Raw genomic sequence first — 26,108 nt, forward strand, 5'->3', positions numbered from 1 at the left:
GATGCCGATGGTGGGCATCTAACTATAATGATTTAACATTGATATATCAATACTTTTCAAAAATCAAGTGTAGTATTTGTGTAGTTTTTTCTATGTGTAGTATTTAATTAATTTTAAGAAGGTGGTATCTTGGTTTTAAATAAATTACACCCAACGGTAAAAGATTTTCTGCTGAAAATACACACGCTTCACACTGCTACAATGAACCCATCAGAAAAAGAAAAACATTCGCTCAACAAAATTAAGAAAGTAACCATACACAAAGACCACATAAAAGTTTATTACCAACATGAATGGTACCATTACCATGTTAATGGCACTTGGTATTAATATCATGACCGCGCAATGCGGTCTTTTTTATTTAAATTAAACTTGCTATAATTATCCAAAAAATATACCAAAAACTACATAAAAAAGTTTATAATGGACTCAAAAAATGAGGTGATATACATGAAGGGGCAACAAATTATTATTTGCCCAAATTGCGGAGAGAACAAAGTAAAAAATTCCGGTATAGGCAAAATGTTTTTATGGTTTGCCGTTATCAGTGCTATTACAATTATTGGTATCCCGTTAGCAATTGTCTTCTTTCTTGCTTGGATCTTTGTTCGTTACGTCCAAAAAGACAATTTAAGAATGATATGCATGCAATGCAAACATATGTTTAAAGTTGATGAATCTACATACGATCGATATAAACAAGCCTTAAATAATGAACTTGCAAGAAAATGAAGCAAAACGCTGCGCAGAACCATAGTTACTACCCATCCTCTCCGCTCATACGAGTGGAGATTTTTTATTCCCAAAAATTTTTATCTTCATATTAGAACATATATTCGGTTATAATAAGAACAAACGTTCTTATTACGAGGTGAAAATATGAACGGTTTGCTGCTGAATGCTAAAAATCATGGTTTTGCTTTAAAGATGATCTACATGAACGATCAAGGGGTAATAACTGAAAGATTGATTACGGTAAAAGACTTTAACGATAAATACATTCGCGCTTACTGTCATTTTCGAAAAACTTTCCGAACGTTTAAGCGATCGAACATCCTTTCAATTGGTCCAATAAAGAAACGAAAAGTAGGGTGAAACGAATGGGCAGATATGGTCAATATCAGGGTAGATATCACATTATGCTAACATATTTTAAAGGTCAGAAAAGAGTTGTACAAGTCATGGTTTTCTAGGATGTCAAACTTATTAGGTTTACGTTGGATGAACTCACATTGGATTTGAAAGAGTATGTACGGTGGATCCAGGAAGATGTTGAGAACGGGTGATGGGATTGGATATGAAAAATTATTTAACTAGTTAAAGAGTAAAAATAAGGACAAAATGGTAAAATTCTCTAAAAAATAAAAGGAGCCCGCGCATTCGCAGTCCCCTTTTTCTTATCATTAGTATATAATATTATATCCAATTTGTAAAGTTTATATACAACTCATTTCAATTTCTCTCACTAATTCGCTACTTATATTATTTGGAAACGTTTTTATTCCGTATCCAATCGGTGAACCATTTCTTGGATTTTTATATATTTTATTATAATAAACAGGCACGGAGGGGTGACATTTATTTGTTAGATATGTCCTCGCTAAAGGATATAAACATAAATCAACTATTTGATGTCCATTTTCATTTTCTTGCTTTGAGATAAAATCTAAATCCGTTATAAACTCCAATTCACTCCCACTAACAAATTGTGTTCCATTACTTTTAATCCTTTCAAATACACTTTTTAAATTTTTATTCTCTTTAGTATCCCTGCTTTCAGCTATAAAACGACACTTTGCATCAGGATATTTTTTGTGTATTAGAAAAAAACTTCTTTCCATAATAAAAGCTAATGTTAGATCATATGGGTTATCTGGATCAATATAAGTGTCTGTATGTTTCATTTTATCAACTAAAGAAAATGCAAAATAATATGGTGAGGAGGAAATAGCATTATTGAGTCTTTCGAAGAACTTTTCTCGCACTTGTTTGTTCATTAATATATTAAAATTTTTTCTTGATTTTCTTATATCTGTTGAATGTAAAATAATATTTCTTTTATTAAAAAATTCGTATTTAAATTCATCAAATAAAGGATTAATAGTATTTATGTAATCGTCTCTCTTACAATACATTGCTCCTAAAGCGAAAATAGGGTATTCCTTATCAACATGCCTTAAACTATGGTCACCAGTTTCATCCAAAAAAACTAGAAACTCTTCATTCAACTTATACTACTTCCTTTCAAAATTTTTTCTTATATCTATTTCATTCTATTAATTTTAATAATATATAGTAATTAATAACTGTGGATTCTGTGGATAATTAACATTATAACATCATGCGAAATTATAGAAAACACTTGAATCTACATATTTTGACATAAAAGTCTTTTAAATATATTTTATTTTAAAATTTGCAAAAAAAATTAACTACATTTCTACTATTATTTTTTTGTTCTATATATGGTAGGGTGAAAATAAGACAAAATGCAATATTCTCAATGATGTACCGAAAATACATCTGTTTTCCTATCCGCTCGAGTGAGTGGATTTTTTTATGAAAAAAAATTTTAAAAAACTATTGACTGATACGAATTCGTATCATATAATAAAATCAGAAAGTGATACGAATTCGTATCAGAATTATAAAAAGGAGATGGGAGAAATGAAAGCAAAAGAAGTAATGAAAATGGCGGTTAAAATGGCAAAGCAAATGGAAGGTGATTGGGTTGCTCGGATGGCACTTGCATTGAAAGCAGCTTGGGCCATCGTGAAAAAAGGATCTAGCATTGTTTTGAAAAGCTACACTGCGAAAGAATGGAAAAACTACGGAAAACATCGTTTATACATTGAAGGCGATATGAACGTTTTAGTTGACAATTTTGGAAATATTGTTGCTAGAAAAGTCAATTTCAAAGGATACTACGACTTTGACGAAAAATGCTTTGTTCGTCAAAGTGGTAAAGGAAATTATCGCGAAGAAATTTTTGAAGCAATGAGAAGCATCGTAAAAATGAAAGGAGTTGTTGCATAATGTTCCTCTATGACGTTGTCACACCTGCTGAAGTTGAAGAAATGTTTTCCCTGCCGGAAGGATCTGTTCGACGGGATCTCCGGCGCAGTAAGTTTAGACAATCTGAAATCCGGAAAAGTGGCGCAACGTGGTTGATCACGTTGCGTGAAGCGAAAAGAGTTTATAGTGAATATGAAGACAAAATCCAGGTCAAAAAAGACTGGGATTGGGTTAAGAATTACGTTGATAGTGAATTGAACCCGGTGTTAGAAGAAGAAATCGCTGATTTTCTTGATGGTGCCCCGTTTGATCGAATTTATGAGTTATACTGGGACGGGATTGAAGGAATTGGCATAGAAGATGAAGGGGAATACCTCAGCTTTGTGGAATGGTTCTATCGCTTCAAAGAAAGTGCGGAAGAATGGAAAGATCGACTATAATGAATTTAAATTAGTTTACTAAAAAAGGAGGAATTTAAAAAATGAAAAAAGTTCAGTTTGTGGTAGACGCAAAAAAATATTTCGAGGCGGACGCTGAACGCCTCGAACAAACAAAAGATGGAGATGTATGCTTGGTCACTATTGACTTTGAAAATCGAAAAGCTGATTATATCTGGTACAATCCGGATGCAGACAGCGAAATTGACCGAAACCCAGCAAACTTCCCGGCTGAAGAGGATGATTATGAGGGTGTTCTCCGGCTCTGGGAAGAGCTGGGGAAACCACAAGATTAATCCTTGCTAGCATTGCCAACTTAGGTTGGCGGTGCGATGGAAGGATTAAAAAAAATAAAATTAACTAAGGAGGAATAAAAAATGATTAATTACAGCCCAGCTACACGATTGCACTTCGAATTTGAAGCGCATAATTATCAAGAAGGAAAAGAAGTAGGTATTGAATTACTCAAAAAATACCTACTTCAAGGTGAGGAAAATACGATCACCACTCTTTACTTGTCGGAAGATGAGCCGGCAAGTGTTGGCGGTGAGCATGAACGTGATGGCGTTCTGTTTATTGCGAGAGGACTATTTCAGGTTTACTCGCAATATTACGGAGTCGAGCCGTTTAATTTGTATGAAGTCGAAGGCGGTATCAGCCTCGACCTTTGCTGCGGAGTAGGAAGCATTCAGCTGTCAATAGGTGATGAAGTCCGAAAAAGAAAATCGAAAAGCACGGTCTGATGACCGTGCTATTTTTATACAAAAAAATTTCAAAAAAGGTGTTGACTTAATGCGTTATCGCACGTATAATAAAATTAGAAAATGCGATAACGCATAAAAATAAAAAAGGAGGAAGTAACGATGCAAAACGTAATGACGATCGCTTGGGGGATTGCTAGAAAAGGACAAAAAAGGTTTGGAGGAAAAGTAAAAGAGTATATCGCTGAAGCTTTACGTCAAGCGTGGCGCATCGTGAAAAATGCTATGAAAAAAGACATGGCAACACCTGAAAAATTTGGATTTATGGAGCTACAAAGAAAAAACGGGGTTATCTTTTTCATCGTCGACCATGTTGACGGTATGACTGTCACCCTTCTTGATCGAAACCCATACAACGGCCAAGTGAACAAATTAGTCATTGATGACTATAAACTTGGCACAAACAAAAAAGTCGGAAAAGAAGCGCGTTTGTATGATGTCGCTATCAACGCGGGAGACATTGAAATCAAACTCGGAGACGATATTATGATCATCCCTAACAGCCCGAACAGAGATCAATTTAAAGCAAAAAAGAGATGGGAAAAATAAAAAACGGGAGCCAGCGAGAGGGTAAAACCTCTCTGCTGTCCTAAAACGAGGAGGAATAAAAATGAATCGTGATATCAAATTCGGAAGATTGTTAGCGATAGCAAATATTTTGAGCGAAAAAGTTTTTGAGGAGGGAAAACAGTCTGTAGTACAAAAATATATGTCTCGATACAGCCAAAAGCCGGCAAAAACTTTTCAAAAAATACATGAAGAATTGTTGGAATATGCTCCGAAATTTGGGCCAGATGAAATGGTTTTGCTGGATATGTTTGGTGAAATACTTGCCAATATGGATGAGTCAGAATTCACGAATGAACCTCTTGGCGCAAAGTATTTACACGCTTACCATTCACAACAACACCGATTATCAAACCTCATAGGTGTTGAAGAAGCTGCAAAAATCCTGGGGCTTTCCCCAGGAACGGTTAAAAACAAATGTGCTGCTGGTGAGTTGCCGGCGGTAAAGATAGGAAAAACGTGGGTTATGGATAAAACCATGATCACCGACTTACGGAAGAACGATTAAAAATAAGCACGACCGAAAGGCCGTGCTTTTTGTTATTTCGTGATAAAGGCCGGATAGCCTTTTTTCTTGAGCTCTGCAGCCAATTTTTCCGCATTTTTTCTATCGGCAAAAGCTCCGACTTGTACGCGGTAGACTTCTTTTTGGTTAGATACTGCAGGTTTAGCTGGAGACGATTTAGATGCAGCTTTTTTCTTTAGGCCAAAAGCTTTTACAAGCCCCTGCACGTGTCCGAACGCAATTTGACTGAGAAAGCTGTCAGATTTCAATTTTGCTGCGTCACTTGAATTGTCAATAAACAAGTTCTCTGTCAAAATTGCCGGCATTTTCGTTTCTCGTACAACTGCAAAATTTGCACGTTTCTTCCCTCTGTCCTTGACGTTTCCGATAGCTTTCATGATCTCCGGATGAATGACATTCTGATATGCTACTGATTTTGTATTCGGCTTATTGTAGATATAGCTTTCGAACCCTGTGCCGCCGCCGGCATTGATGTGAACGGAAATGAAAAAGTCTGCTTCCCATTTGTTGGCCATATCGGCACGCTCAGAAAGGGATAAATATACGTCTGTTGTTCGTGATAATTTGACCGACACACCTTCATACTCGCTTAACAAAGATTGAATTTTCTTAGCGATTTTCAAAGTCAAGTCTTTCTCTTTCAATCCGTTTGCGACTGCTCCCGGATCATTGCCGCCATGTCCTGGATCAATGAAGATTTTCACCATTATTTATCCTCTCCTTCTCTTTCACTTTTTTCATTCAAAATGTCGATAGCTTTTTTGAGCGCTCCCGGAACCGGAACACCGATTCTACCCGCGTTTTCGAGGATAGACAGCGCTTCGTTTGCCAAAAAGAAAAAGATTGTAGCATCACGCAAAATATGGCCGTCATAACCGAGCGCAACGTCCATCATGTGGGCAACAGCAACAACAAAAAAGACCGCCACTTTTTTAGCGATCCCTTTCATTCCGGTGCCGCTGTTCAATTTTCCTTCAATTCCTGCTGCAAAAAATCCTGATACATAATCTAGTATGACGAATGCTAGTAAGATACTTAACAATGTATGCCATCCCCCAAACGCAAATGAGATAACTGCTCCGATTCCGGCTGAAGCATATTTAATGATGTTTTCCACGCTTATTCTCCTTTCCAGCAAAATAAAAACCCTACCTATTCGGCAGGGTTTAATTTTTCATTAATTTTTTGTCTTATGATTTCCGATAACTCTGTGATTGCTTCATTTCCGACATATTCTTCTGCCGTGAGCGGAACATATCCATTCAAGTTAATTGCTCTTTCTTCATCATTACCCGTGAAATACACTTGTACACCAGCAACATTGCCATCTTGATAACGGATATTAATGTTGGTAATTTGAATATTCATGATCATTTATCTCCCTTCTTTTCTTCTTTTTTCATTTTCATTTCTTCCAATTCTTTTTTAACTTTTTGCAGTTCCTGTTCCCGTTGCACTGCCAAAGCATAAAAAATAGCCTTCTCTCGGCTGAGATTGGCTATCTGGTTCTGCATATCCTGTATAACTAAGTCTAAGTCTGTGTTCATGCCATTTTCGCCTCCAGTTCTTGAATTCTTGATTCTAATAAAGAAACTTTTTGTTTAAGATACTGATTTTCGATTTTAAGCCATTCCACATCATCTTTTATTAGTTGTTGTTCATCATCTAATTCCATGATCGCTTTGGTATTTAAAACAGAATGTTCATATCCATCTATTGCTTTCCCATCCAGCGAAAGTAATTGAGCAGGTACCTTGTACTCTCCACCGATCACAAAACCGTGACGTTTACGGTTTATTCCATCATTCAACTCATCAATCTTATTGTAACTATACAATTCCGCTTCATTTCTTAAAATTTCCAAAGCCGATTCTTCCCATTTTTCGATATTAGTTTTAGTGTCTACTGACGAAGACGTGTTAAATGATGCGGCGTACATCGGAACAAGCGTTCCCGACTTGTATCTAGTCGCTCGAACTTGACCGTTTCCTTGGATATACGTTATATCGGCGCCTTCATTCGTTAACCTCCCATTCGCCCCGAATTCAATATCCGCATTAGATTTTAATTTATCGGCTGTAAGCGATCCCCAAACATCTGTATTCCCCCAAATGCTAACCGGTGATGTAATGTTTACTGATGAAACTGCACTCATCGCAATCCGATTCGCATACACGTTCAGAAGACCACTATGAGTAATGCCACTTAATCCTAAACCCATAGATTGGCTTGAATTTGCGAAAGCGACACCGTCATAAAAGATTTTCGCCATATTTTCAACTTGAGATAAATCGATATTTTTAGTATTTGGGTTCGTTATACCTTTTTTGAATTTTACAAATCGGAACTCATCTCCATTAAACATATTGTCAAACACTTGATTATTGACTGTTTTCCTAACTTCTATGTTTCCGCTGAATGTTGCGTCTTCTCCAAAAACATGACCGGCAAATTCTATTCGTTCAGCCAGAAGCTTTATAGTAGTTGCGGTTTGGTTGATGAGTGATGCTATTGTATTGCCGTTAAAATCAGTTTGACTAACCTTCGTCGCAATCTGATTTGTATGAATCGTTAATGTCGATTCAGCGCTGCTAATACGATTCGCCAACGTATCAACAGTCGTCTGATTCGCTTTTAGAGAGATTTGATTTGCTAGTTGGGTAATACTTGTTTCGGCACTTGATACGCGTGTTCCGAGACCGTCGATTTGGCCTTGAACGTCCTCCGGCGCAGGTGTCCAGTCGGTGGCTTTGTTTCCTATTTCCAACTTGATATCAGTGATATAGATATCAAAAGGAGACTGATCATTTCCAATCATAAAATTAAATTGGTCTATACTACTCCCAGTCGTAGTGAAAGTATATGAATATTTTTTTGGCGAATTTGTCAGGGTAAAGGTTTGCCAATTCTGAGTAACAATTGTATTACCAAGTCTTTGGTGGAATCCAACCGTCATTACCGAATTATTTTGTGAATACGCAATAAAAGAAACTGTATATGGCGTAGAAGGTTTAATACTAAGAACTACTTGGCTAACTCCTCGCCATCTATTAGAGTCGTTTTGCGATAAATGCACCCATTTTTTTCCGTTCAAATCAACGACTTCTCTTGTAGCAGTCCCCCAATTAGACCAATTATTCAATCCATTTCTAAAATCAGTATTTCTCAATAAGTTCCTTCCACCAATCTGCAAACTCTCAAACTCCGTTCTGCTAACCTTCGTCGCAATTTGGTCAGCTTGTACGGTTAGTTGTGCAGAAAGGTTTGTGATCTGTTGATTGACGGTGCTAAACTGACCGTCTATCTGCGATTTGGTATATACGTCCATTGCGTTGGCTTTGAGCGCAATTTGGCTGGACAACTGCGAAATGCTTGTTTCTGCGTTGGACATTTTTGTTTGGAGCTGTGAAATGTTGTTGTTGATTGTTGTCTTGTCCTGCTGATATGTCGTGTTGCTGACTTTTGTCGCAATTTCATTTTCATTCTGTGTTATTCGTGATTCTGCGCTGTCTAGTCTCGTGATTACGCCGTTCATGTCTGTCGTGTACTGCGTGACGGATACTTTGCTGTTCAATGCGTTGTCGACTTCGGTTTTTGTGTATGTGTTGGCTTTATCCGCTTTCGTGACAAGCTGACCGTTTACCCATTCGGCGTCAACCTTCAACGCTATGTCCGCTTCTAATTCTGTTTTCGCTGCGCTCAATTTTGCGTCAGCGTCTGCAATCGCTGCATTGATGGCTTCCTGCTTCTTTTGTTCGGCGATTGAATTAGCGTGACTTTTCGCATTATCCTCGGCTTGTTGGGCTTTGTTAGTTGCATCCTCTGCAGCAACTTGAATTGCTTCCTGTTTTTTCGTCTCCGATATGACGTCTGAATATTGCGTACTGTCTTGGTACACACCCGCGTCTTTGCTGTCAACTTCTGGCTTTGTGTAGACGACTTCTGTCACGTCGGACATGGACACCTTTTTGGCGATTTCAGCTTTTAGAGACTTCCATATTGCCATGACTTCTTCTTCGGTGTACTCGATATAGTCGCCGAGTGTGACCGTTTTATATCCGTTCTTTTTGATGCTTCTTTCCATTGTATGAACGCGGGCTTCAAGATATAGTGGCGGTATGAAAGCTGTGTCCTTAATTCGGATAGTGTCGCCGAATCTTATCTTTTCATGCTCCAAGCCCGGCACTTTTTCCAAGTCGGCAATGTCGGCTGTGTACTCGACAACAGAATTGACACGCTTTTCGAGTTCATTTTGTGTTAGTTCACGCAATCGTTCTTCCGTCATCGTTTGATCGGTTGATTCTGGCTCGTATACTTCGACTAGATGCTGCCCGTTTCGACCCCAACGTGCAAGTGCGTCTTTGTCCTCGACGAAAACCTCTAGGCGAGTACCATCTTCACGTTCCGGGCCAAGGCCGATCAATGCAGTGACAATATTCGAGAAATCTTCTTTTCGTTCAATCCCGATCAGGTCTTTACCAAATTCAACCTCGCGTCCGCGCCACATGCCGACACGTTCAACCAAGTCAAGAAATCTTCCCGTGATCTTGTTTCCATCGTGTTCTACACGGAAATTTCGTTCCAATTTGTATTCAGTCGCAATTGTTTTCGTAAACGAGTACGGGTTCGTGTACTGATCTATGTGGAACGTTCGGGTTCCGCTGCCTTCAATCCGACCCGGCAGCCATCCCGTACCTTCTAGCGCAAAGCCTAGCGCCATATTAGGCGTTTGATCTGATAGCGTTTGAGGCTCAATCGTTTTCGCTTTGGCTAATTCGAGATATGACGAGACGGAATAGACTTCCATCAGCAAGCTACCGTCTGTGTCACGATATTTGCGCGTGTTTTCGATGACAAACTCGATGTATCTTCCATCCTCGTCGGGAATGATGATACGGTTTCTTTTCGCAAGATGTTCGGCATACTCCCGATCGGCAAACGTGGTGAAATCAAACGTTTCGAGCGTATCTTTGAGCGACTTTTTATGAACGTCATCCCAAAATTCATCCTCAGGGATAAAACCTAGTATCTTATCAGTTTGCGAATCTGCTATGTGGATCAAGTTATCACCTCCCTACAAGAATCGTTCTCGGAATCTAGTCCGAACAGCGAGTGAGTTTGAAGGCATAACAACAAATGTGTTTTGCCCCTTTTGTAATTTGAAAAACCTTGCCCCAAAATCTTTCAGGTCTTTTCGTGATTCTCCGTTGATGAGTATGTCTTTTGTCGCATGGTCAAACGTGATAATGTCTCCGGGATAAGCGATATACGGAGTTTGATCTGCCAACACTTCTTTGTGTTCAAATACCTCAATAGCGTTAATTCTCGGTGTCAATGCTTCCGGTGTATTCCCGTATTTTCCGATGTGGATTTGCACGTACCTCAAACGTCCTTGATACTGGTTGTTCACATCGTTAAACACTTCCGTTAGAGTGTCGTGATGTATATGTCCTTCTTCGCTCGTATGACCAATTCTTGCGACATAGAATTCAAACCGCTTGCCGATTCTTTTCATGCGTAACATACCATGAAAATGCGCCCTGTCACGTTGATAATTGCTTGAACTAATTAAATAATTTACTTGTTTTCCGACAAATGGGCCAATTCGACCTTCTGCGGAGTATTGTATTTTCCCTCTTGACGCATCCATGATCGCCATTTTTCCCAAAACGTTCATAAATTCGTCAAACAAATAAAACTCAATCCGATATGTCGTGTTAGGATTAGTCGCTTCAACTCTCAAACGCATAGAAACTTCGAAATCTTGAATGGGAGTTATTTCTTTCATTAGTGCTGGACCGTGCCAACCTGCGTTTGTTCCGTATGACTGCACGACAATCCCGGTTCCGTCCGTCGTCATTTGACCTGTCACTGTACCATCTACTTGCGTTCCAGCTGATGTCCATTCGCTCAAAGTGTCGCCTCGTTCGGAAAGCACTTGCGTTTTTTCATCGACAATTTGCTGATCAACCTCTGCCGGCTTCCCGATCATCATGTACTCTTCGTTTTGATTTTGAATCATTGCGAAAGTGATCGGTTGCGTCGCTTCCATTTCAAAAATTGGGTCGCCCGGCGCTGTTCCGTTATAATTCAACGAAACAACATCGGACGGGAAAATGGCTTCTTTTTCGGGTCCGTATTTATAAGGGTCGGGGCAGATAAACCGAATGGTTCCTTGTCCAATCCTTACGATTTCCTCAAAATCGGGCGTTTCGTCAACAATCGCATAATACACGCGGTCAGGCTCATCTTCAAAGATCAGTTCTTTCGGCTCATCGGTCACTAACCACCCTGCTAAGTCTTCCTTTAACTTTTGTAAGTCACCGATATTTTTCGCAACCAATCCGATCGGCACTTCAATTTCACGTACAGATGTTTCCACTCCTTGCAAATACGCACCTGGTTTACGTGAAACGGTAAGGAGATCCAGGCTTCTTGGTGCCCATGCACTTCGTTTTCTTCCACGTAACATATACACATAGTCTTTTGCGATACCGTTAAACGAGAAGGTATATGGCATCTGCTCACCTCCTTAGCCTTTGAACCGGTCGTGTCGATGTCGGTCAAAGTCTGTTAATTCGCGAATGTCGCGGAATGTCGCTTGGGCAATCACACGCCCGTTCAATGGGATTTGAATGACGATCGGCTGTGCTGGTCGATCTTCCGCAAAAATCCCTTGCATTTTTCGCAGCATCGCATCTCCGATTAAATCGGCGATCCGTTTTGCATGCCGTCCTTCAAACGGAACGATGGCCTCGCTTACATCGCCAAAGCCGGCATTCCCGAAAATGACCGGGTTTTCAAATACACCTCCGGTTTTGTACCAATCTACCGAGATTTTCGGAACTCTCGGCGGGTTCAAGCTGAAACTACCGGACAGTTTAAAATGCGGAAGTTTAATTTTAGGGAGTTTGAGTTTCAGGTTATCAAAAAAGCCCTTGATCTTATCCACTTGATCTTTCACAAAATTTTTAGCTTTTTCGATCGGCGACATGATTTTATTTTTTATTTCATTGAACTTATCTCGTGCTGCATTGACGATATTTTGAAACTTCGTGATAGCGTTGTTTTTCAGTTCTTCGACTTTATTACTGACACTTGTTTTAATGTCTTGCCATTTTTGTGTGACATTTTGCCAAATCTGCTGGGCCTTCGTTGCTATAGATGATTTGATGTTTTCCCATTTTTTGGTTAAGTCTTGCCAAATCTGTTGAGCTTTCGTGGCTATGGAAGACTTGATGTTTTCCCATTTTTTGGTTAAATCGTTCCATAACTCTTTCGCTTTGGCCTTAATCGTATCCCAGTTTTTATAAAGCAAAACGCCAATAGCAATAATTCCTGCAATCGCCGCTACCGCAATAGCAATAGGTCCTGCTATCGCCCCTATACTAACCCCCATCGCGCCAGCAGCCATGGTTATAGCAGTAATAATTGGAGCTAATGCCATCATAGCTCCCATGATAATTCCGATTGCCGAAGCAACCGCTGTAATGGTTGCTGCGAGCGTCGGATTATTCGACACCCATTCAGCGATTTTTGAGACTACATCAGCAATAACACTCAGTAATGGTTCGGACGCGGTTTTTAAATCTTGGAATGCTTGCTGTAGCTTCACCGCGGGAGACTCGTCCATCTGCGAAACTGTTTGATTCAACTGTTCCTGATTGGTTTTCGCATCCCCTAGGTGTTTGTCCATGTTTAGGATTGTTTCGGTGATGTTGGAACCTTGATCCTCCCACATTGTCAATTTGTTATCGCAAAGGCTTTTTATCCTCTGCTTCCGGAGGTTTCCCTCATACCCTTTCACGGGATACGGCTGGTCAATTCCAACCCGGTTCGGCGTACATTTTCAACCAACATTTGTTGGTTGCCGGACACTCTTGGGCGGATTATTGCTCCCTTAACGCTCACCGCCTACGCTCTACGGTGCGGGGTGGTGTTCCCCGTTACCTCGGTGTTGGCATATGAACCGGCTCCAACTTCACGCCGATTCACTTAGCTTCCACCGATTTTGCCCGGTTTTGTTTCGGCACAACTTTCGTTTACCGAAAATAGCTACACCAAGCGCGTTTCTTTTTGTCTCATCTTTCACGCCGCTTAACGCTTTAGCGACTTGTTGCATCGCTTCGCGTCCTTTATCGCCGCCAGCAGCAACAGCCTGCCCCCATTCCTGTAATTGTTTCGCAGAAATTCCTGTTCCCTGTAATAACTCTTTCGTTGATTTGTCAACCTCTTGACCGAACTCCGCTAGACGGATTCGACCCTCCTTGAGACCATCAAGCAAGTTATCTATATTCCAAGTTCCGGTCTCAACCCCCGCCGCGAAAATCGCCTGAATTTCTTCTGCTTCGAATCCAGCTCGTTGCAACTGTTGGCCATATTCCGCGATGATGTCCAATTGTTCGGGAGGGAATCCGATTCTTAGCAATGAATCGATAAGTCCTAACGCCGCCTCGTTCGAGATATTCAATTCCGAAGCGACTTCGTGTGTTTCTTGGATTAATTCCGTGAAGTCAATCCCGGCATAAGCGCGTGTAATCGCCGCTGCCCCTTTGACAATTGCGGTGTTCGCTTCGTCACTGGCGTTTTTGTTCAGTGCCCATTGACGGCGCACGCCTTCAAGTGCTGCTTCCGCATCCACGCCGTACGCTTCGATTGACCGAACCGCTTCCTTTATGGCCTTTTTGGATGATTCCGGCACATCGAAAGCGACATTGATTTTTGCTTCAAGATCAGAAACATCGAGAGCCTTTTCAATCGCTCCGGCAATCCCACCGCCTGCCACAAGTGCCCCAGCTACATTTTCAAGTTCAACACCAAGGTCACCAACTGATTTTTCAGCTGCCTTTGCTTCTTTTGACAACTGCTCAAGTTCTTTTTTGATGTTTTTAATCGAATTCCCGTCATCAACAGAAGCAAGAGCTTGCTTCATTTTATCTATGTCAACGTTAGTTCCAAGTGCCGCTTGTCCAATTTTTTTGATCGCTTCATCTAACTGTTTTGATGAAGCTGTGCCATTTTTGATTGCGTTGACTAGTTTGCTACCCAAAGCGTCGGAAAAATCGTCAACCGTCTTGCCGGTTGCCGCGAATAGCGTTTCTAGTTGTCGTGTAGATTGAGCGATCCGCTTTTGTTCTTCCTCGGTCTCGCGCAAAGCATCTTGAAAACGGCGCAACTCTTGCTGCGTTTTTTCAATCTCGCGTTGAAACGCTCTATATTGCCCTTCGCTGATTTCTCCGCGTTGGAATTGCTCATTGACTTGCTGCTGTACCGATTTCAAACGGTTCAGCTTCTCGCTTGTGTTTTCAATTTGTTTCGCAAGGAGTTGTTGTTTTTGAGCAAGAAGGGTCGTGTTGGATGGGTCGAACCGGAGCAAACGATCGACTTGTCGCAACTCACTCTGAATATCCTTGCTCTTTTTATTGACATCCTCTAGGGCTTTCCCAAGTTTCGTGGTGTCCGCTCCTATGACCACGTTGATTCCACGAACAGATTCCGCCATATTCTCACCACCTTTATGCAAAGAAGGCGTCTATATCCGTCTGCGTCGCCACTCTACGGCGTTGTTTTCGTTTTCCGGTTTCCATATCAACGTAAATATTCACGTATTTCAGCAAATCATTTACTGTCAGTTCATTCATTTCATCAAAAGAAAGGCCGGCGCGTTTTCCAATCACAAGCAACTCTAAATCGGGACGCTCCGGCGGTTCGTATACCGTATCATCATTTGTTTGCTGTTCGGCTTCCTCGACGAAAAAAGCCCTCCATAGCTTCGTTCATAATCGCCGTCATGGTATCGGCATCTGAAAAATCCACGTATTCAAATTGATCGAGCCATGATTCAAAATGTGGGAATGTTTTGCCTTTTCCCTCAGCTACCTTGTTCATCGCCCATGCAATCTGCAAGATTGCAACCGAATCCAGCGCCGATGGGTCATCCGCAATAGCCTGCATTTTCAACAGATCGCCGATCAAATCAGTTTTGAATTCTTGACGATAATAAAGAAGGGCCAAAGGTGTAGCCTTTAACCCGATTTCTTTCTCGCCGATTTTAATAGTTCTCATTCATTACACCCCCGCTGTTGCGTTCGGCACTGTTACTGTGCTAAAGAAAGCGTCATAAATTGCTTGGTTGGTGTCATTCAATTCAATCACGCCACGGACAATGTTTTCCCCGTTGATTTCAATTGGCAGGATGGTGATGTTGAGTGTTTGTGTCGTCGGCTCAACCGATTCACCGCGCGTATTGTGTTCAGCTGTCGGCCGACTAGCTTTGCAACGATAGTAGACAAAACGGCGGTTTTTCTTGTCACCAAGAACTTGTCCGAGCAGCGCAAACTCTTTCGGCATCCCGTCTGTTGTCTCGACGAGCATTCCGTTTGCATCGATTTCCCAGCCGAGCATTTCAGCTAAAATGTCGTCAGGAATGTTAGCCATCTCTAATTCTGCGGTATATCCATTGTTCGAAGTATAAGTAAAATACGGACCATTATCCGCATAGAATGTACTTTCCTCCCCTTGCGGTTCTGGCGAAAATCTGACTGCGCCCGGAATAGCAATTGGTGTATCCCATGCAGGCGTTGGCGATGTGGTATTCAAGTAAGCAATATGAACTTTCTCCAAACCGAATGTAACTTTGTTTTGGCTCATAAATTTCTAACCTCCTATTAATTGAATTTCATAGAGAATTTGATACAAGTTTTCTGTATCGAGAAACGTCTCGAACTTCCGATACGGCAGGCCTAACTCTTTGAGCTTGTCCTGCACTTTCTTTTCGGCAGCAAGGTCTTTTTTGTCCGTGTATAGCTCAACTTGAAAGTTTCCAATATCTACATAGTTGTGATTATCTGCAATCATATCGGATGAGTAAGCAAACTGATACGTAATAAACGGCGGCGTGACCGGGCTGGGAAATGAACCGTAGGCGACTGGATATCCGATAGATTTCAAAGCCTGGTATAGTTCAGCCTGTGTCATTAGCCACCATTCCTTATGATTTCTTTGATTTCATCATCAAGATTCGCGGCGTGCTTATCGTATGCTGGACGCAAATGAGGATAGGCAGGAACACGACCACCGTTGACTTTCGCGTGGCCAAACTCCAACAAGTGAACGCGACGGTAATGCTTCTTGTTCCAAATAATACGTTTGGTCACCCCATATCCATCTTCTTTCGTAATCTTAAATGATCGTGCATACTCACCTGTTCGTTTTGGAGCAAGTACTTTTGTTTCTTTCAATACTTCTTTTGCCGTTTCATCAACTTTCTTTTCAATTGCTTTTGTTACGTCCTCGGTGTATTCACGAAAAGCATTGGTGATTTCATTTGCCAGCTGGTCGATTGAGATGTTAGGCATCCGCCGCCACCCTTTCCGTCGCGATAATAGTCAATGTTTTCTTGCCTTCATCATCATTGAGAACACTTTGTATATCAAACAGGCGACCTTGATAGTCGATTTTCATCGTCTCGTTAATTCCAGGTGTGTACCGGATGATAAAACGATAGGTTCTCTCTGCCTGGACGGATGCAGCGGCAAAGTATTCCCTGCCGTTCACCGTCTTAATTGCTGCCCAACAAGTGCGAACCGGTTGCCATTCTTCGATTGTATTTCCGATTTCATCTTGTGTCGTAACCAGCTTCATCAAGGTTATCTTGTGTCGGAATTGTCCGGGATTCATACCGTTTCACCGCCGTATGCATATGTCAGTTGAGCCAAGATGCTCTGTAAAATTGGGCGCACTTGATCGGATGCCTTACCGATCAATTCCCTGTTTTCATACCAATCGGCGATTAGCGTCATACAAAAAATTTTGGCAAGGTAGTTCGTAGCATCGAATGTTATGCCTGTTGCGTTTTTGAGATATTCCTCTGCTGCATTAATGAGTGTAGTAATCAATGTATCATCATCGCTAAAATCGACGCGAAGCCAGTTTTTCACTTCTTCAAGGGTGACGATCATCATTTATCACCCTTCTTCCGCTTCACTTCCTCGACATATGCGAATTTTAGTAACAGTTTCGCTGTTTTCTCCGGCAAATCGGCTTCCTCGCCTTTTTTCAGACGATAACCGATGCCCTTACAATCCATTAAGGCACGAACCTTCATGCTATCCCTCCTTCAAGAAAAAAGAGGGGATTGCTCCCCTCATTAAGCAAGTTGTACTTCACCGAATACAAATGCTTCATCGTCGCGCATTTTTACATCCATGCGCTCGATAGCACGCCACAAAGTAGCGTCAGTTTCAAACGCATCCATCGCGACGTCAGAAGACATAATTTCTGTACGTTGACGGTCGAACATGACGACAGCTTCTTTCAAGTCACCCACAATGATCGGCGCAAATTGCGCACCTGTGCCGCCGTCAACCCGGTTAGCTAATACTTTGTTTGATACAATCACAACCGGTAAACCGAGAAGCTGACGGCCAGTCGGCGAAGAAATGGACGGTTGCAACAAGTATTGGCCGTTTTGGTCTTTCAGCGTATCGAGCCAGTTATAGGCATCTTGGTTGACAATAACGCTAGAAGTCGAACGGAAAACAGGGTCCAATTGCACATTAATAATTTGTTTCAAGCCGTCAAGGTCAGCGACCGCTGTTTTTGCCTTCGTGCCTAACACCGCCGTAATCAAATTATTCCGCGTTACGCGGGATTCGTCGCCGATCCAGCGAACCAGCGTGTTTACGATCGCTTCCGTGCTGTCGTTTAACAGTTCGTTTGTGACGCGGAAGAATCCGGCGTATTTCTTCACTTGGTATTGCAAGAGTGTAAATTGCGGTGTTGCTTTTTCACCGATTGCTGCACCTTCTGCCACTTCGACAAATCCAGTTTGTTGTGAACGCTTCTTAAATACACGCGAACCGCTCAAAGTCGTTACAGGATCGACTGTAATAAGGTTTTGCAAAGCATCTTTGCTTTCGCGAAGTTCATTAATCCGCGTTTGGATGTCTTGTGGAACGGTGTAGCCACCGTCTTCGCCTGTTCCTTCTTTCATTGCGTTACGAAAACGGGCGCGAATGTGATTGACAAATGCTTCGACTTCATTTTCTTTCACTTGTATAGTTGGTTTTAACGGCTCTTTATCCTCAATAGTTTGTTTTTGTTCTTCGTAAAGTTCTTTGGCAATATCAAATTTTTCTTGAAGCGCAACAATTTCCTCTTTCAGCTTTTTCGCTTCCTCGATTTTGTTTTCAGCAAGAAGTTTACGAGCTTCTTCCTTTTTATTTTGGATTTGTTCAAGTAGCTCACGTAATTCTTTTGGCATATTTGTTTTCCTCCTTTTGATTTTTGTGCAATAAAAAAAGAACTAGATAAGGTCTAGTTCCAATAACAGTCTTTCTTTTTCGTCCTGTTTGTTTTGTTTATTAATCAGTTCCACTGCATGGCGAATGGATTGATTTGCACTATTCACAACAGCTAGGCGATTGAAAGTGAATTGACTCATATTCGCCACGTCTAACGGCTGATCTTGATACAAGATGCTGTCTGCAAAGCCCTCTTTGACAGCTACATTAGCTGACATCCATGTTTCGTCATCCATCAGTTGCGAAATTTTATTCCGTGAACGTCCTGTTTTTAAAGCATACGCATTAACGATGGATTCCTTAATGGTGTCCAAAATGTCAGCAACTTTTCGCAAATCGTGCATATTGCCGTATGCGGTCGTCAGTGGATTATGAATCATCATTACCGCCATTGGACTCATGAGTACCTCGTCACCTGCCATCGCAATAACAGACGCCGCACTCATTGCCTTGCTGTCAATCTTGACAGTGATCTTGCCATTGTGTTCTTTTAGTGCGTTGTAAATTCCAGCCGCCGCGAATACACTGCCGCCATAGCTGTCAATCCATACGGTAATGTCCTTGCCTTTATACTGACTCAATTCTTCTTTAAAAGCGTTTGGTGTAGTCGCTGGCATCCCAAACCATTCGTATAACCACGCTTCGTCATCGTCTACAATGTCACCTTCAATGCGAAGCTCCACGCTCTCTGGTTCGGTTTCAGTCGCTTGGTTGACGATGAACTTCCAAAACGGCATCAACTGTCACCTCCTTTCTGGTACTGCTGGCCGATCATCGTGATCGGGATATAGTTGCCGTTCACCATTAGGACATCACCGCCTTCCTCGGCTGGCAAGTCTTGAAAGTCCCTCGCTTCATTAGGTGTATATATACCGTTGTTAACACCCTTCGATAAGGCTTCCATTTGTGTTTTAATATCAGCCCGTAGAATGACATTGACATTAAATTTAAAAAAGTAACCTTGTTCGATAAGTTGGGTACTTAAAATCTTGTATGTGATTTCTTCTTCATATTGCTTTAGGATGTAAAGCAGCGTATCAACATAAAAAGCCAAGTTTTGCGCTTCTGCTGACGCATAACTTGACTTCTCGTAATCGTTGATTTGATTTGGTTTGATTCCAAACGCCGCTGCGATTTGCAACGCTGTATACTTTTTCAGTTCGAAAAATTGGCTATCCGTCAGTTTAATATCCAGCGGTACCAACTTCATGCCTAACGGTACAGGAATGATTTTACCCGCGTTCTTCGAGCCGCTGGCGAATTGTTCAAAACCTTTCACAAGACGGTCTCGCGCTTCTGGGTTAAGGTCACCGGTGTACTCTAGCACGGCCTTTCCGGTCAGCCCTGTCTTATAAAGATTGTTCATGAACTTCTGACTTTCTAGCGCACCGTCCACCGTGCTTTTTAGAATGTCACGAACCGACATGCCGGTAATGCCGTCGAATGTCGCTGATGTTTTAAAGTGCAAGATTTCATCGTTTCTAAAAACGTACACTTTACCGTCGTATGGGTCATTATAGCGGTACCATATCGCGTTTTTTTCGCCTAAAATACCCCCGTCATCCACCACAATAGTGACATATTGGCTAGGGAGTATCCACATGTCTTGTAGCTGCGGTCCGTTGTATCGACACCATACATACGCATTACCGTAATGGTTCCGGTTCATTTCCACCGTTGACCAAAAGACACTGCTTGTCATGTATTGATTTGGCCGCAGTTTTAAGATGTTGTAAACATTCTCTTTATCGCTTTTCACAACGCCTCGCTCGGTACGTTGATACATTTTTAGCGGCAATTTTCCCAAACTTTCCGCCAAGATTTTTAAGCAAGCGAAATAGGTTGCTTCAGCTAATTGATCTTTAGGTGTTTCAGGATCAACGCCGAGCCATTGAAGCAATAGAGGGTTATTTAGGTCGGCTGTCTCGTTTTTAAAAAGCCGTTTCAACCAATTAAACACGTCCTCACCTCCTTACCATCCCATCATGTTCAAGTATTCTCCCGTAATTTGATTAATATCTATGGTTTCATTTTTCAACATCGCCCTTACATGCGCGTTCAAAACTGCTGCAATCGGGTCAATGCGTTCCGTTGACTTACTTTTATCGAGCATGATATTTTCGTTCGCATCCTGCCTTGTGACCGCATTAGAAAGCGCCCACGTCAATACAGGATTATTATTGTGAATGACATTTCCTTGATATACTTGCTCGCGGAAGTCTTTTGTTGCACCACCTAATGTTTGAATCCCTTGCCGAATTTCGACCACTGTGTACCCTTCCGCTTCCATGTCCTGCATGAATTGTGTCGCGTTCCAAGGGTCGGCGCAGATTTCTCTCACTTTCACATTGTATTGTTGTTCAAAGTTCTTAATATACGACTTAATAAAGTTATAATCCACTACCGCGCCTGGCGTTGTTGTAATCCATCCTTGTTGAACCCATAAATCATACGGTACTTTATCCGTTTTTCTTTTCCGATCTAACGTATCTTCCGGCATAAAACTATGGCTTAATACGATGTATTTTCCGTCCTTTTTAAATTCAAAACCAACGCTCGTAAGGTCAATTTTTGCGGATAAGTCTACGCCAACGGTACACTCAAGTCCTTCCAATGTCGTTAGATCAAAATCTTGGCCACATGCCGCCCATTTGGACATATCCATGTATCCATTTTCACGCATATTGATCCATACATTCATGTTCTTCGTTAGGAAGTTACGCATTTTTTCCGGTACGTCTAGCGCTGCTTTTAGTTCCCCACGCAAATAAGCCAATCCTTCTTTATACGAGCAAAGAATAGGATTGGCCTTTTCCCAGTTTCGTTCATCTTTTATATCATCGTCTTTGTCCAATTCGTTTATCATTACGAAGTATTCATCGTTTTCAATCGGATTGTCTGGATCAAGTATTTTCGAAACGTATTGATACTCAACGGAATAACACGGATGCTGTAATTCAAATCCTGCTGTTGTGATAATCATCATTAACGGTTGCGGTCTTGCACCCATACCGGACACAAGAACGTCATAGATCTCACTGGTCGGATGCGCGTGGTATTCGTCAATAATCCCACATTGTACGTTTAATCCATCGCCTGTTTTCCCAGCATCTTTGGAAAGCGCGGCAATAAACGAACCGCTTTTTAGGTGTTCGATTTTGCCGTAAGCAATTTTGTACTTACCTTTCAGGAAGTCACATCCTTGTATTTGTGCCTTGATCTCATTCCAAACGATCTTACTTTGCTCTGTTTTGGTCGCTCCGATATACACTTCTGCCATACTTTCACCAAAGGCAAACGCTTCATATGAACCAACACACGCAAGGGATTGCGATTTAGCATTTTTGCGTGCTACTTGCCAATATGCTTTTTTGAAGCGGCGCAATCCCGTTTCCTTATGCACCCATCCGTAGATGTTGCCGAACACAAAGACTTGAATCGGCGCCGGTTCAATTCGTTGACCCGCTAACTTCCCTTTTGTGTGTTTAAAAAGCGTCATCCAATTGAGAAAGAGAAGCGCCTTTTCTTCATCGAATACATACGGGAATTCGTCCGTTCCCTCTCGCTCAACATCACGCAAAAATCGCCGACACGCCCATTTGTGTTTTTGACAAGCAATGATGTCACCATTTAAAACGTCATAACAATAATCAATCAGCCATTGTTTCAACATCAAATATCACCAAATAACTTTTCTTCCGGTGTCGGCTCTCTTTCTTCTTTTTTTGGCATAGCAAGCTTTGCCCTGGACGCTGGCGTCAATCCGAATTCAGTTGCCAAGCTTTTCATTTGTTCATGCAACTGCTTTTTCTTGGTGAGAAGAGGATGAGGCACTTTATTTGTTTCGGCCGCTTTGTTGGTGTATTCGACCATGAGCCCCTCTTCCGCGATGATCCGGGTGCACTCGATATAATTGACATAGGCGTCACAGTACAACGCCAACGCGTCCACGTCGATATTGGTCAGCAGATCGAGATCCTGCATCTCTTTGACGATTCGCTTAAACTCTTTCTTGGCCTCATCGCTAAGCCATGCAGGCGGCTTCACTTTATTTGCTTTTGGTTTCAACCGCTTTTCGGCTTCTACCCTCTGTTCGATTTCTTTTTTCGTCAATCGGTTTTTATTCCCTTGCAACAAATGCAGCTGAATCGGCATCGCTTTTCGTCCCATCACGTTCTCACCTCCTGCTTACCCCTTTTTACGAGAAAAAACGAATTTTGTGCGCGCGAAGCTGCCCCCGCCGGTCCCAGAGGCCCTTGCCAAACTTTTTTGACCGCCCCTACCCATACCTTCGTTTATCCTCCGCTGTCTTCCGGTTATGACAGGCTTGGCATAGGGATTGTAGATTATCCATGTCTAATCGCTTGCTCCAATCCACAAGCAAAGGAGTAATATGGTCAACAATGACTGCCCTTGTAATCTTCTTCTCTTTCAAACAATGTTGGCATAAGTAATTGTCTCTTGCTAAGACAGCTAGTCTAACCCGTTCCCATTCTCGACTATGGTAGAATGCCCTTGCTTGTTGGTTCCGTTTATGCTTGTCGTATTCCTTATCATTCCGTCTTGTTCGTTGTCTTTGCTCGGCTAGGTGTTTATGTTTGTTACAGTATCGTTCTCTTGTTAATTCGGTACATCCGATCTTATTGCATGGTTTTAGTGGTCTGTTAGGCATGTCATCAACTCCAAACAGCATCTAAAGCAAAACATAACAGCATGATGCAAGTGCATATCAAATACCAACGAAAATCAGTAAATTCACCTTCAAATAGATCGACAACCAATTGGATTAACATCACTGTCCCGACGCCTAACCCTAAACCGATAAACAAATGCTATCAACCCCAAATAAAAAACTATGAAAAAATTTCCCGTAGCTTTCGATACATTTCATCTGATTGACCCGACACAATAAACGCTATCCCCCCCCATTCACACAAAAAGCGACTACCATGCAATCGTCTATATCAGCGATAATGTGCCAACTTACATTTACCTTTAAATCACGCACGCTCATTATTGTTTTCCCTCCAAATAAAAAAGCACCCCGAAGGATGCTTAAAAGTCGGTTATCGCATTGCGAAATCCAGCTGACTTTATCTACACATGGTAAATAAGCAAAAACAAAACCACAGGCTAAGTACGATATTTTAAGGGAGTTTTCTCAACTCCTTTTCGTTATTTTTTTGGTTGCCTGTGGGTTGTAAAAAAGAAATTGATAAAACTATCAAAAAATATTTCAGATGCCCAACTATAATATTTTCTCACGCTATCATAATAACACGAAAAAAGGTTTCAAAAGTATCATGATAGTATCATTTTCATCTCCACCCAATTGCGTCCGCAATCGCGTAAATAATTTCATTTCTCCATCGAAAAACAGTAGCTCTCCCAACATTCAACGCCTCCGCAATCCCGTCCATAGTTAAACGTTGTGGTTTTGTCCAATATTTTAGCTTCACCAGTTTTTTATATTCATCCGGAAGCTGGCGGTACACTTTATCAATAGCTGCTGTGATCTCTTCCATCCTTTGCAATCTTTTGTGTGTCAACAACCTGTTAGCTGTTCTCTCCGTCGGAGAAGAAGGGAGATTACTTCTCCCGCCGCCGATATTCTCATCTTGCTCCATTTTTTCAAACAATATTTCTTTTCGCAATCTTTCGATCTCCCTCAACGTTTCATGATAATAATACAACTCCGCTTCAATATGCTTAAATGTCTGTTTCTTTAGCTTGGTTATGGTCATACACTCACACCTTCCTGCACTTTCTCGATTCTTGCTTTCAACGCTTGCAACAAACGTTCTTGCGTATCAGTTTTTTCTTGTAAAGCAGCCATCACATCTTCATCTACTCCGCCTTCAACTACCAAATGGTGAATGATAACTTTTTCGGTTTGTCCTTGACGATGAAGACGTTTGTTGGCTTGTGCATATAGTTCCTGGCTCCATGTCAACCCGAACCAAATGATGTGATTTCCGCCTTGTTGCAGGTTTAGTCCGTATGCTGTACTGGCTGGATGGGCTAGTAATATATCAATCTGTCGATTATTCCAATCCGTTTCATCCTGCGGCGTCTTCAATTCCCTAACCCTTAATTTAGTTTTCTCCAATGCTTTCAATAGTCTGTCTTTATCATGCTGAAAGCTGTAAAAAACCAGTGCCGGTTTCCCGTTCAACCCTTCGATCAACTCCATAAATGCTTCAATCTTGCAGTCGTGGATGTTTACGATGTTTCGTTCTTCGTCGTAGACAGCGCCGTTGCAAAGCTGTAATAACTTGTTGGTCAATACTGCCGCCGATCCTGCATCAATCGTTGACCCATCCACCTGGAGAAGCATTTCTGTTTCGAGTTTCTCATATGCTTTTCTTGCTTTGTTATCTAGAACAACCGGTATCGTGTTATACATGATGTCCGGAAGTTCCAGATAATCTTCTGCCTTCATACTGACGCATATATCACCAATCAAATTTTGAATCACTTGATCTGCCCCAGGCTTTGGGGCATAGGTGAAAACTCGGTCTCGGTTTCGCTGGTCCGGCTCAAAATACCGTTCGCGAAAACCGGTTATTCGCTTCCCTAGACGTTGCCCACCATCCAACAAGTACACCTGCGCCCACAGATCCAACAATCCGTTTGGCGCTGGCGTACCGGTCAGCCCGACGATCCGTTTGATGTGTGGCCGGACATTTTTCAGTGCTTTGAACCTCTTTGCCTGGTGATTTTTAAAACTGCTAAATTCATCGATCACCACCATATCGAATGGCCACTCATTCCTGTAATAGTCCACCAACCAAGGAACATTTTCGCGGTTGATAATGTAAATGTCGGCTGGTGTGTTAAGCGCTCGGATCCGTTTGCTCTCAGATCCAAGACAAACAGAAAAACGTAATAGTTGCAAATGATCCCACTTTTTCGCCTCTCTTACCCAGGTGCTTTCTGCAACTTTTTTCGGTGCAATAACCAAAACCTTGTTTATCGCGAATCGATTGTATTTTAAATCGTTGATGGCGGTTAAGGTGATGGCTGTCTTACCTAAGCCCATATCTAGGAACAGCCCTAGCGCCGGCGTGGTGAGAACCCGGTTAATGCAGTATTTCTGATATGCATGTGGAACAAATCTCATTCCTCCATCACCCATTTAATGAATCCATCCACGCCTTGCTTACTGTTGATAACTAATACTTTGCAACCAAATTGAGTTAGTTCCTGCATCCGTTTAAGTTGCAGCGGTCTAACTTTCCCATTTGGCGCTTTCACCTCAACAAAATAAATTTTGTTGCCTGGAAAAATGACAATCCTATCTGGCACCCCATCATTTCCCGGCGATTCAAATTTATACGCTTTTCCTCCCGCTTTTTTCACTTCATCCCGTAGATATATTTCAATCTCTTTTTCTCGCATTTTTCATACCTCCGAAACAGTAGTGTATACTTTCTACCTATGCGCCTTTATATATTTATATAAATAGGCGTATAGGCGGGTATAATACTCCCTATTT

At 41.6% G+C, this 26,108-nt stretch carries 31 protein-coding genes and 2 pseudogenes; 7 read left to right on the forward strand and 26 right to left on the reverse strand.

What is annotated here, in order from left to right:
• The first annotated feature begins 450 nt into the window (after positions 1-450).
• Positions 451-732: a hypothetical protein gene (locus NSQ61_RS19910; protein WP_340808285.1), complete on the forward strand. Its 282-nt coding sequence runs from the start codon at positions 451-453 to the stop codon at positions 730-732.
• 704 nt (positions 733-1,436) lie between these two features.
• Here the strand turns inward: NSQ61_RS19910 and NSQ61_RS19915 are convergent.
• Positions 1,437-2,228: a DUF3800 domain-containing protein gene (locus NSQ61_RS19915; protein ID WP_340808286.1), complete on the reverse strand. Its 792-nt coding sequence runs from the start codon at positions 2,226-2,228 to the stop codon at positions 1,437-1,439.
• 439 nt (positions 2,229-2,667) lie between these two features.
• Between NSQ61_RS19915 and NSQ61_RS19920 the strand changes: the two genes are divergently transcribed.
• The 6 genes from NSQ61_RS19920 to NSQ61_RS19945 all read left to right on the forward strand — a co-directional run bounded on the left by NSQ61_RS19920 (position 2,668) and on the right by NSQ61_RS19945 (position 5,288).
• Complete coding sequence (locus tag NSQ61_RS19920) at positions 2,668-3,036, forward strand: hypothetical protein (protein ID WP_340808288.1); 369 nt, start codon at positions 2,668-2,670, stop codon at positions 3,034-3,036.
• Entirely contained in the window at positions 3,036-3,455 is a 420-nt protein-coding gene (locus tag NSQ61_RS19925) for a helix-turn-helix domain-containing protein (RefSeq protein WP_340808290.1), read from the forward strand. The genes NSQ61_RS19920 and NSQ61_RS19925 overlap by 1 nt, the downstream gene beginning before the upstream one ends.
• Positions 3,456-3,496: 41 nt before the next feature.
• Entirely contained in the window at positions 3,497-3,748 is a 252-nt protein-coding gene (locus NSQ61_RS19930) for a hypothetical protein (RefSeq protein WP_340808292.1), read from the forward strand.
• A gap of 81 nt (positions 3,749-3,829) precedes the next feature.
• Positions 3,830-4,195, forward strand: coding sequence for a hypothetical protein (locus NSQ61_RS19935; protein ID WP_340808294.1), 366 nt, complete (start codon positions 3,830-3,832; stop codon positions 4,193-4,195).
• Between the two features lie 120 nt (positions 4,196-4,315).
• The gene (locus tag NSQ61_RS19940; protein WP_340808297.1) at positions 4,316-4,762 is read left to right on the forward strand and encodes a hypothetical protein; all 447 of its coding nucleotides are present in this window, start codon (positions 4,316-4,318) and stop codon (positions 4,760-4,762) included.
• A 61-nt stretch (positions 4,763-4,823) separates the two neighbouring features.
• Positions 4,824-5,288 carry a helix-turn-helix domain-containing protein gene (locus NSQ61_RS19945; RefSeq protein ID WP_340808299.1) on the forward strand — a complete coding sequence of 155 codons (465 nt, stop codon included), beginning with the start codon at positions 4,824-4,826 and terminating at the stop codon, positions 5,286-5,288.
• Between the two features lie 32 nt (positions 5,289-5,320).
• On the opposite strand, the gene NSQ61_RS19950 is transcribed toward NSQ61_RS19945, so the two are convergent.
• From NSQ61_RS19950 to NSQ61_RS20070, 25 genes and pseudogenes are all read right to left on the reverse strand, one after another.
• Entirely contained in the window at positions 5,321-6,013 is a 693-nt protein-coding gene (locus NSQ61_RS19950) for an N-acetylmuramoyl-L-alanine amidase (RefSeq protein ID WP_340808300.1), read from the reverse strand.
• Positions 6,013-6,423 carry a phage holin family protein gene (locus tag NSQ61_RS19955; RefSeq protein ID WP_340808301.1) on the reverse strand — a complete coding sequence of 137 codons (411 nt, stop codon included), beginning with the start codon at positions 6,421-6,423 and terminating at the stop codon, positions 6,013-6,015. Before NSQ61_RS19955 ends, NSQ61_RS19950 begins: the two co-directional genes overlap by 1 nt.
• A 35-nt stretch (positions 6,424-6,458) precedes the next feature.
• Positions 6,459-6,674 (reverse strand): hypothetical protein, encoded by a 216-nt coding sequence (locus tag NSQ61_RS19960; RefSeq protein WP_340808302.1) that lies wholly within the window; start codon positions 6,672-6,674, stop codon positions 6,459-6,461.
• Positions 6,675-6,676: 2 nt separating this feature from the next.
• Entirely contained in the window at positions 6,677-6,853 is a 177-nt protein-coding gene (locus tag NSQ61_RS19965) for a hypothetical protein (RefSeq protein WP_340808304.1), read from the reverse strand.
• On the reverse strand, positions 6,850-10,368 hold the full coding sequence (locus NSQ61_RS19970) for a phage tail spike protein (protein WP_340808306.1): 3,519 nt from the start codon (positions 10,366-10,368) through the stop codon (positions 6,850-6,852). Before NSQ61_RS19970 ends, NSQ61_RS19965 begins: the two co-directional genes overlap by 4 nt.
• A gap of 12 nt (positions 10,369-10,380) precedes the next feature.
• Entirely contained in the window at positions 10,381-11,826 is a 1,446-nt protein-coding gene (locus NSQ61_RS19975; RefSeq protein ID WP_340808308.1) for a distal tail protein Dit, read from the reverse strand.
• Between the two features lie 905 nt (positions 11,827-12,731).
• Positions 12,732-12,939, reverse strand: a pseudogene (locus NSQ61_RS20430) (hypothetical protein); the annotation flags it as partial.
• 411 nt (positions 12,940-13,350) lie between these two features.
• A pseudogene (locus tag NSQ61_RS19985) lies at positions 13,351-14,808 on the reverse strand (phage tail tape measure protein); the annotation flags it as partial.
• A gap of 13 nt (positions 14,809-14,821) precedes the next feature.
• A complete protein-coding gene (locus tag NSQ61_RS19990) occupies positions 14,822-14,983 on the reverse strand; it encodes a hypothetical protein (RefSeq protein ID WP_340808311.1) in 162 nt (53 codons plus the stop codon).
• 46 nt (positions 14,984-15,029) lie between these two features.
• A complete protein-coding gene (locus NSQ61_RS19995; protein WP_340808313.1) occupies positions 15,030-15,371 on the reverse strand; it encodes a hypothetical protein in 342 nt (113 codons plus the stop codon).
• Between the two features lie 3 nt (positions 15,372-15,374).
• Positions 15,375-15,956, reverse strand: coding sequence for a major tail protein (locus NSQ61_RS20000; RefSeq protein WP_340808315.1), 582 nt, complete (start codon positions 15,954-15,956; stop codon positions 15,375-15,377).
• Positions 15,957-15,962: 6 nt separating this feature from the next.
• Positions 15,963-16,283: a hypothetical protein gene (locus NSQ61_RS20005; protein WP_340808319.1), complete on the reverse strand. Its 321-nt coding sequence runs from the start codon at positions 16,281-16,283 to the stop codon at positions 15,963-15,965.
• Positions 16,283-16,663: an HK97 gp10 family phage protein gene (locus NSQ61_RS20010; RefSeq protein ID WP_340808321.1), complete on the reverse strand. Its 381-nt coding sequence runs from the start codon at positions 16,661-16,663 to the stop codon at positions 16,283-16,285. Before NSQ61_RS20010 ends, NSQ61_RS20005 begins: the two co-directional genes overlap by 1 nt.
• Positions 16,656-16,985, reverse strand: coding sequence for a phage head closure protein (locus tag NSQ61_RS20015; protein WP_340808323.1), 330 nt, complete (start codon positions 16,983-16,985; stop codon positions 16,656-16,658). Before NSQ61_RS20015 ends, NSQ61_RS20010 begins: the two co-directional genes overlap by 8 nt.
• On the reverse strand, positions 16,982-17,269 hold the full coding sequence (locus tag NSQ61_RS20020; RefSeq protein ID WP_445659472.1) for a head-tail connector protein: 288 nt from the start codon (positions 17,267-17,269) through the stop codon (positions 16,982-16,984). Before NSQ61_RS20020 ends, NSQ61_RS20015 begins: the two co-directional genes overlap by 4 nt.
• Positions 17,266-17,412, reverse strand: coding sequence for a hypothetical protein (locus tag NSQ61_RS20025; protein WP_340808326.1), 147 nt, complete (start codon positions 17,410-17,412; stop codon positions 17,266-17,268). Before NSQ61_RS20025 ends, NSQ61_RS20020 begins: the two co-directional genes overlap by 4 nt.
• 42 nt (positions 17,413-17,454) lie before the next feature.
• Positions 17,455-18,570 (reverse strand): phage major capsid protein, encoded by a 1,116-nt coding sequence (locus tag NSQ61_RS20030; RefSeq protein WP_340808328.1) that lies wholly within the window; start codon positions 18,568-18,570, stop codon positions 17,455-17,457.
• A 42-nt stretch (positions 18,571-18,612) separates the two neighbouring features.
• Positions 18,613-19,347 (reverse strand): head maturation protease, ClpP-related, encoded by a 735-nt coding sequence (locus NSQ61_RS20035; protein ID WP_340808379.1) that lies wholly within the window; start codon positions 19,345-19,347, stop codon positions 18,613-18,615.
• The gene (locus NSQ61_RS20040) at positions 19,347-20,570 is read right to left on the reverse strand and encodes a phage portal protein (protein WP_340808330.1); all 1,224 of its coding nucleotides are present in this window, start codon (positions 20,568-20,570) and stop codon (positions 19,347-19,349) included. Before NSQ61_RS20040 ends, NSQ61_RS20035 begins: the two co-directional genes overlap by 1 nt.
• 12 nt (positions 20,571-20,582) lie before the next feature.
• On the reverse strand, positions 20,583-22,283 hold the full coding sequence (locus NSQ61_RS20045; protein ID WP_340808333.1) for a terminase large subunit: 1,701 nt from the start codon (positions 22,281-22,283) through the stop codon (positions 20,583-20,585).
• Complete coding sequence (locus tag NSQ61_RS20050; protein WP_340808381.1) at positions 22,283-22,780, reverse strand: phage terminase small subunit P27 family; 498 nt, start codon at positions 22,778-22,780, stop codon at positions 22,283-22,285. Before NSQ61_RS20050 ends, NSQ61_RS20045 begins: the two co-directional genes overlap by 1 nt.
• Positions 22,781-22,889: 109 nt before the next feature.
• Positions 22,890-23,282, reverse strand: coding sequence for an HNH endonuclease (locus tag NSQ61_RS20055; protein WP_340808334.1), 393 nt, complete (start codon positions 23,280-23,282; stop codon positions 22,890-22,892).
• Between the two features lie 646 nt (positions 23,283-23,928).
• A complete protein-coding gene (locus NSQ61_RS20060; protein ID WP_340808336.1) occupies positions 23,929-24,354 on the reverse strand; it encodes a transcriptional regulator in 426 nt (141 codons plus the stop codon).
• Positions 24,351-25,733: a DEAD/DEAH box helicase gene (locus NSQ61_RS20065; protein ID WP_340808337.1), complete on the reverse strand. Its 1,383-nt coding sequence runs from the start codon at positions 25,731-25,733 to the stop codon at positions 24,351-24,353. The genes NSQ61_RS20060 and NSQ61_RS20065 overlap by 4 nt, the downstream gene beginning before the upstream one ends.
• Positions 25,730-26,011 carry a VRR-NUC domain-containing protein gene (locus NSQ61_RS20070; RefSeq protein WP_340808339.1) on the reverse strand — a complete coding sequence of 94 codons (282 nt, stop codon included), beginning with the start codon at positions 26,009-26,011 and terminating at the stop codon, positions 25,730-25,732. The genes NSQ61_RS20065 and NSQ61_RS20070 overlap by 4 nt, the downstream gene beginning before the upstream one ends.
• Positions 26,012-26,108 lie beyond the last annotated feature (97 nt).

Source organism: Aeribacillus sp. FSL K6-1121, assembly GCF_038003725.1.
In the GTDB taxonomy this organism is placed as follows: domain Bacteria; phylum Bacillota; class Bacilli; order Bacillales; family Aeribacillaceae; genus Aeribacillus; species Aeribacillus composti.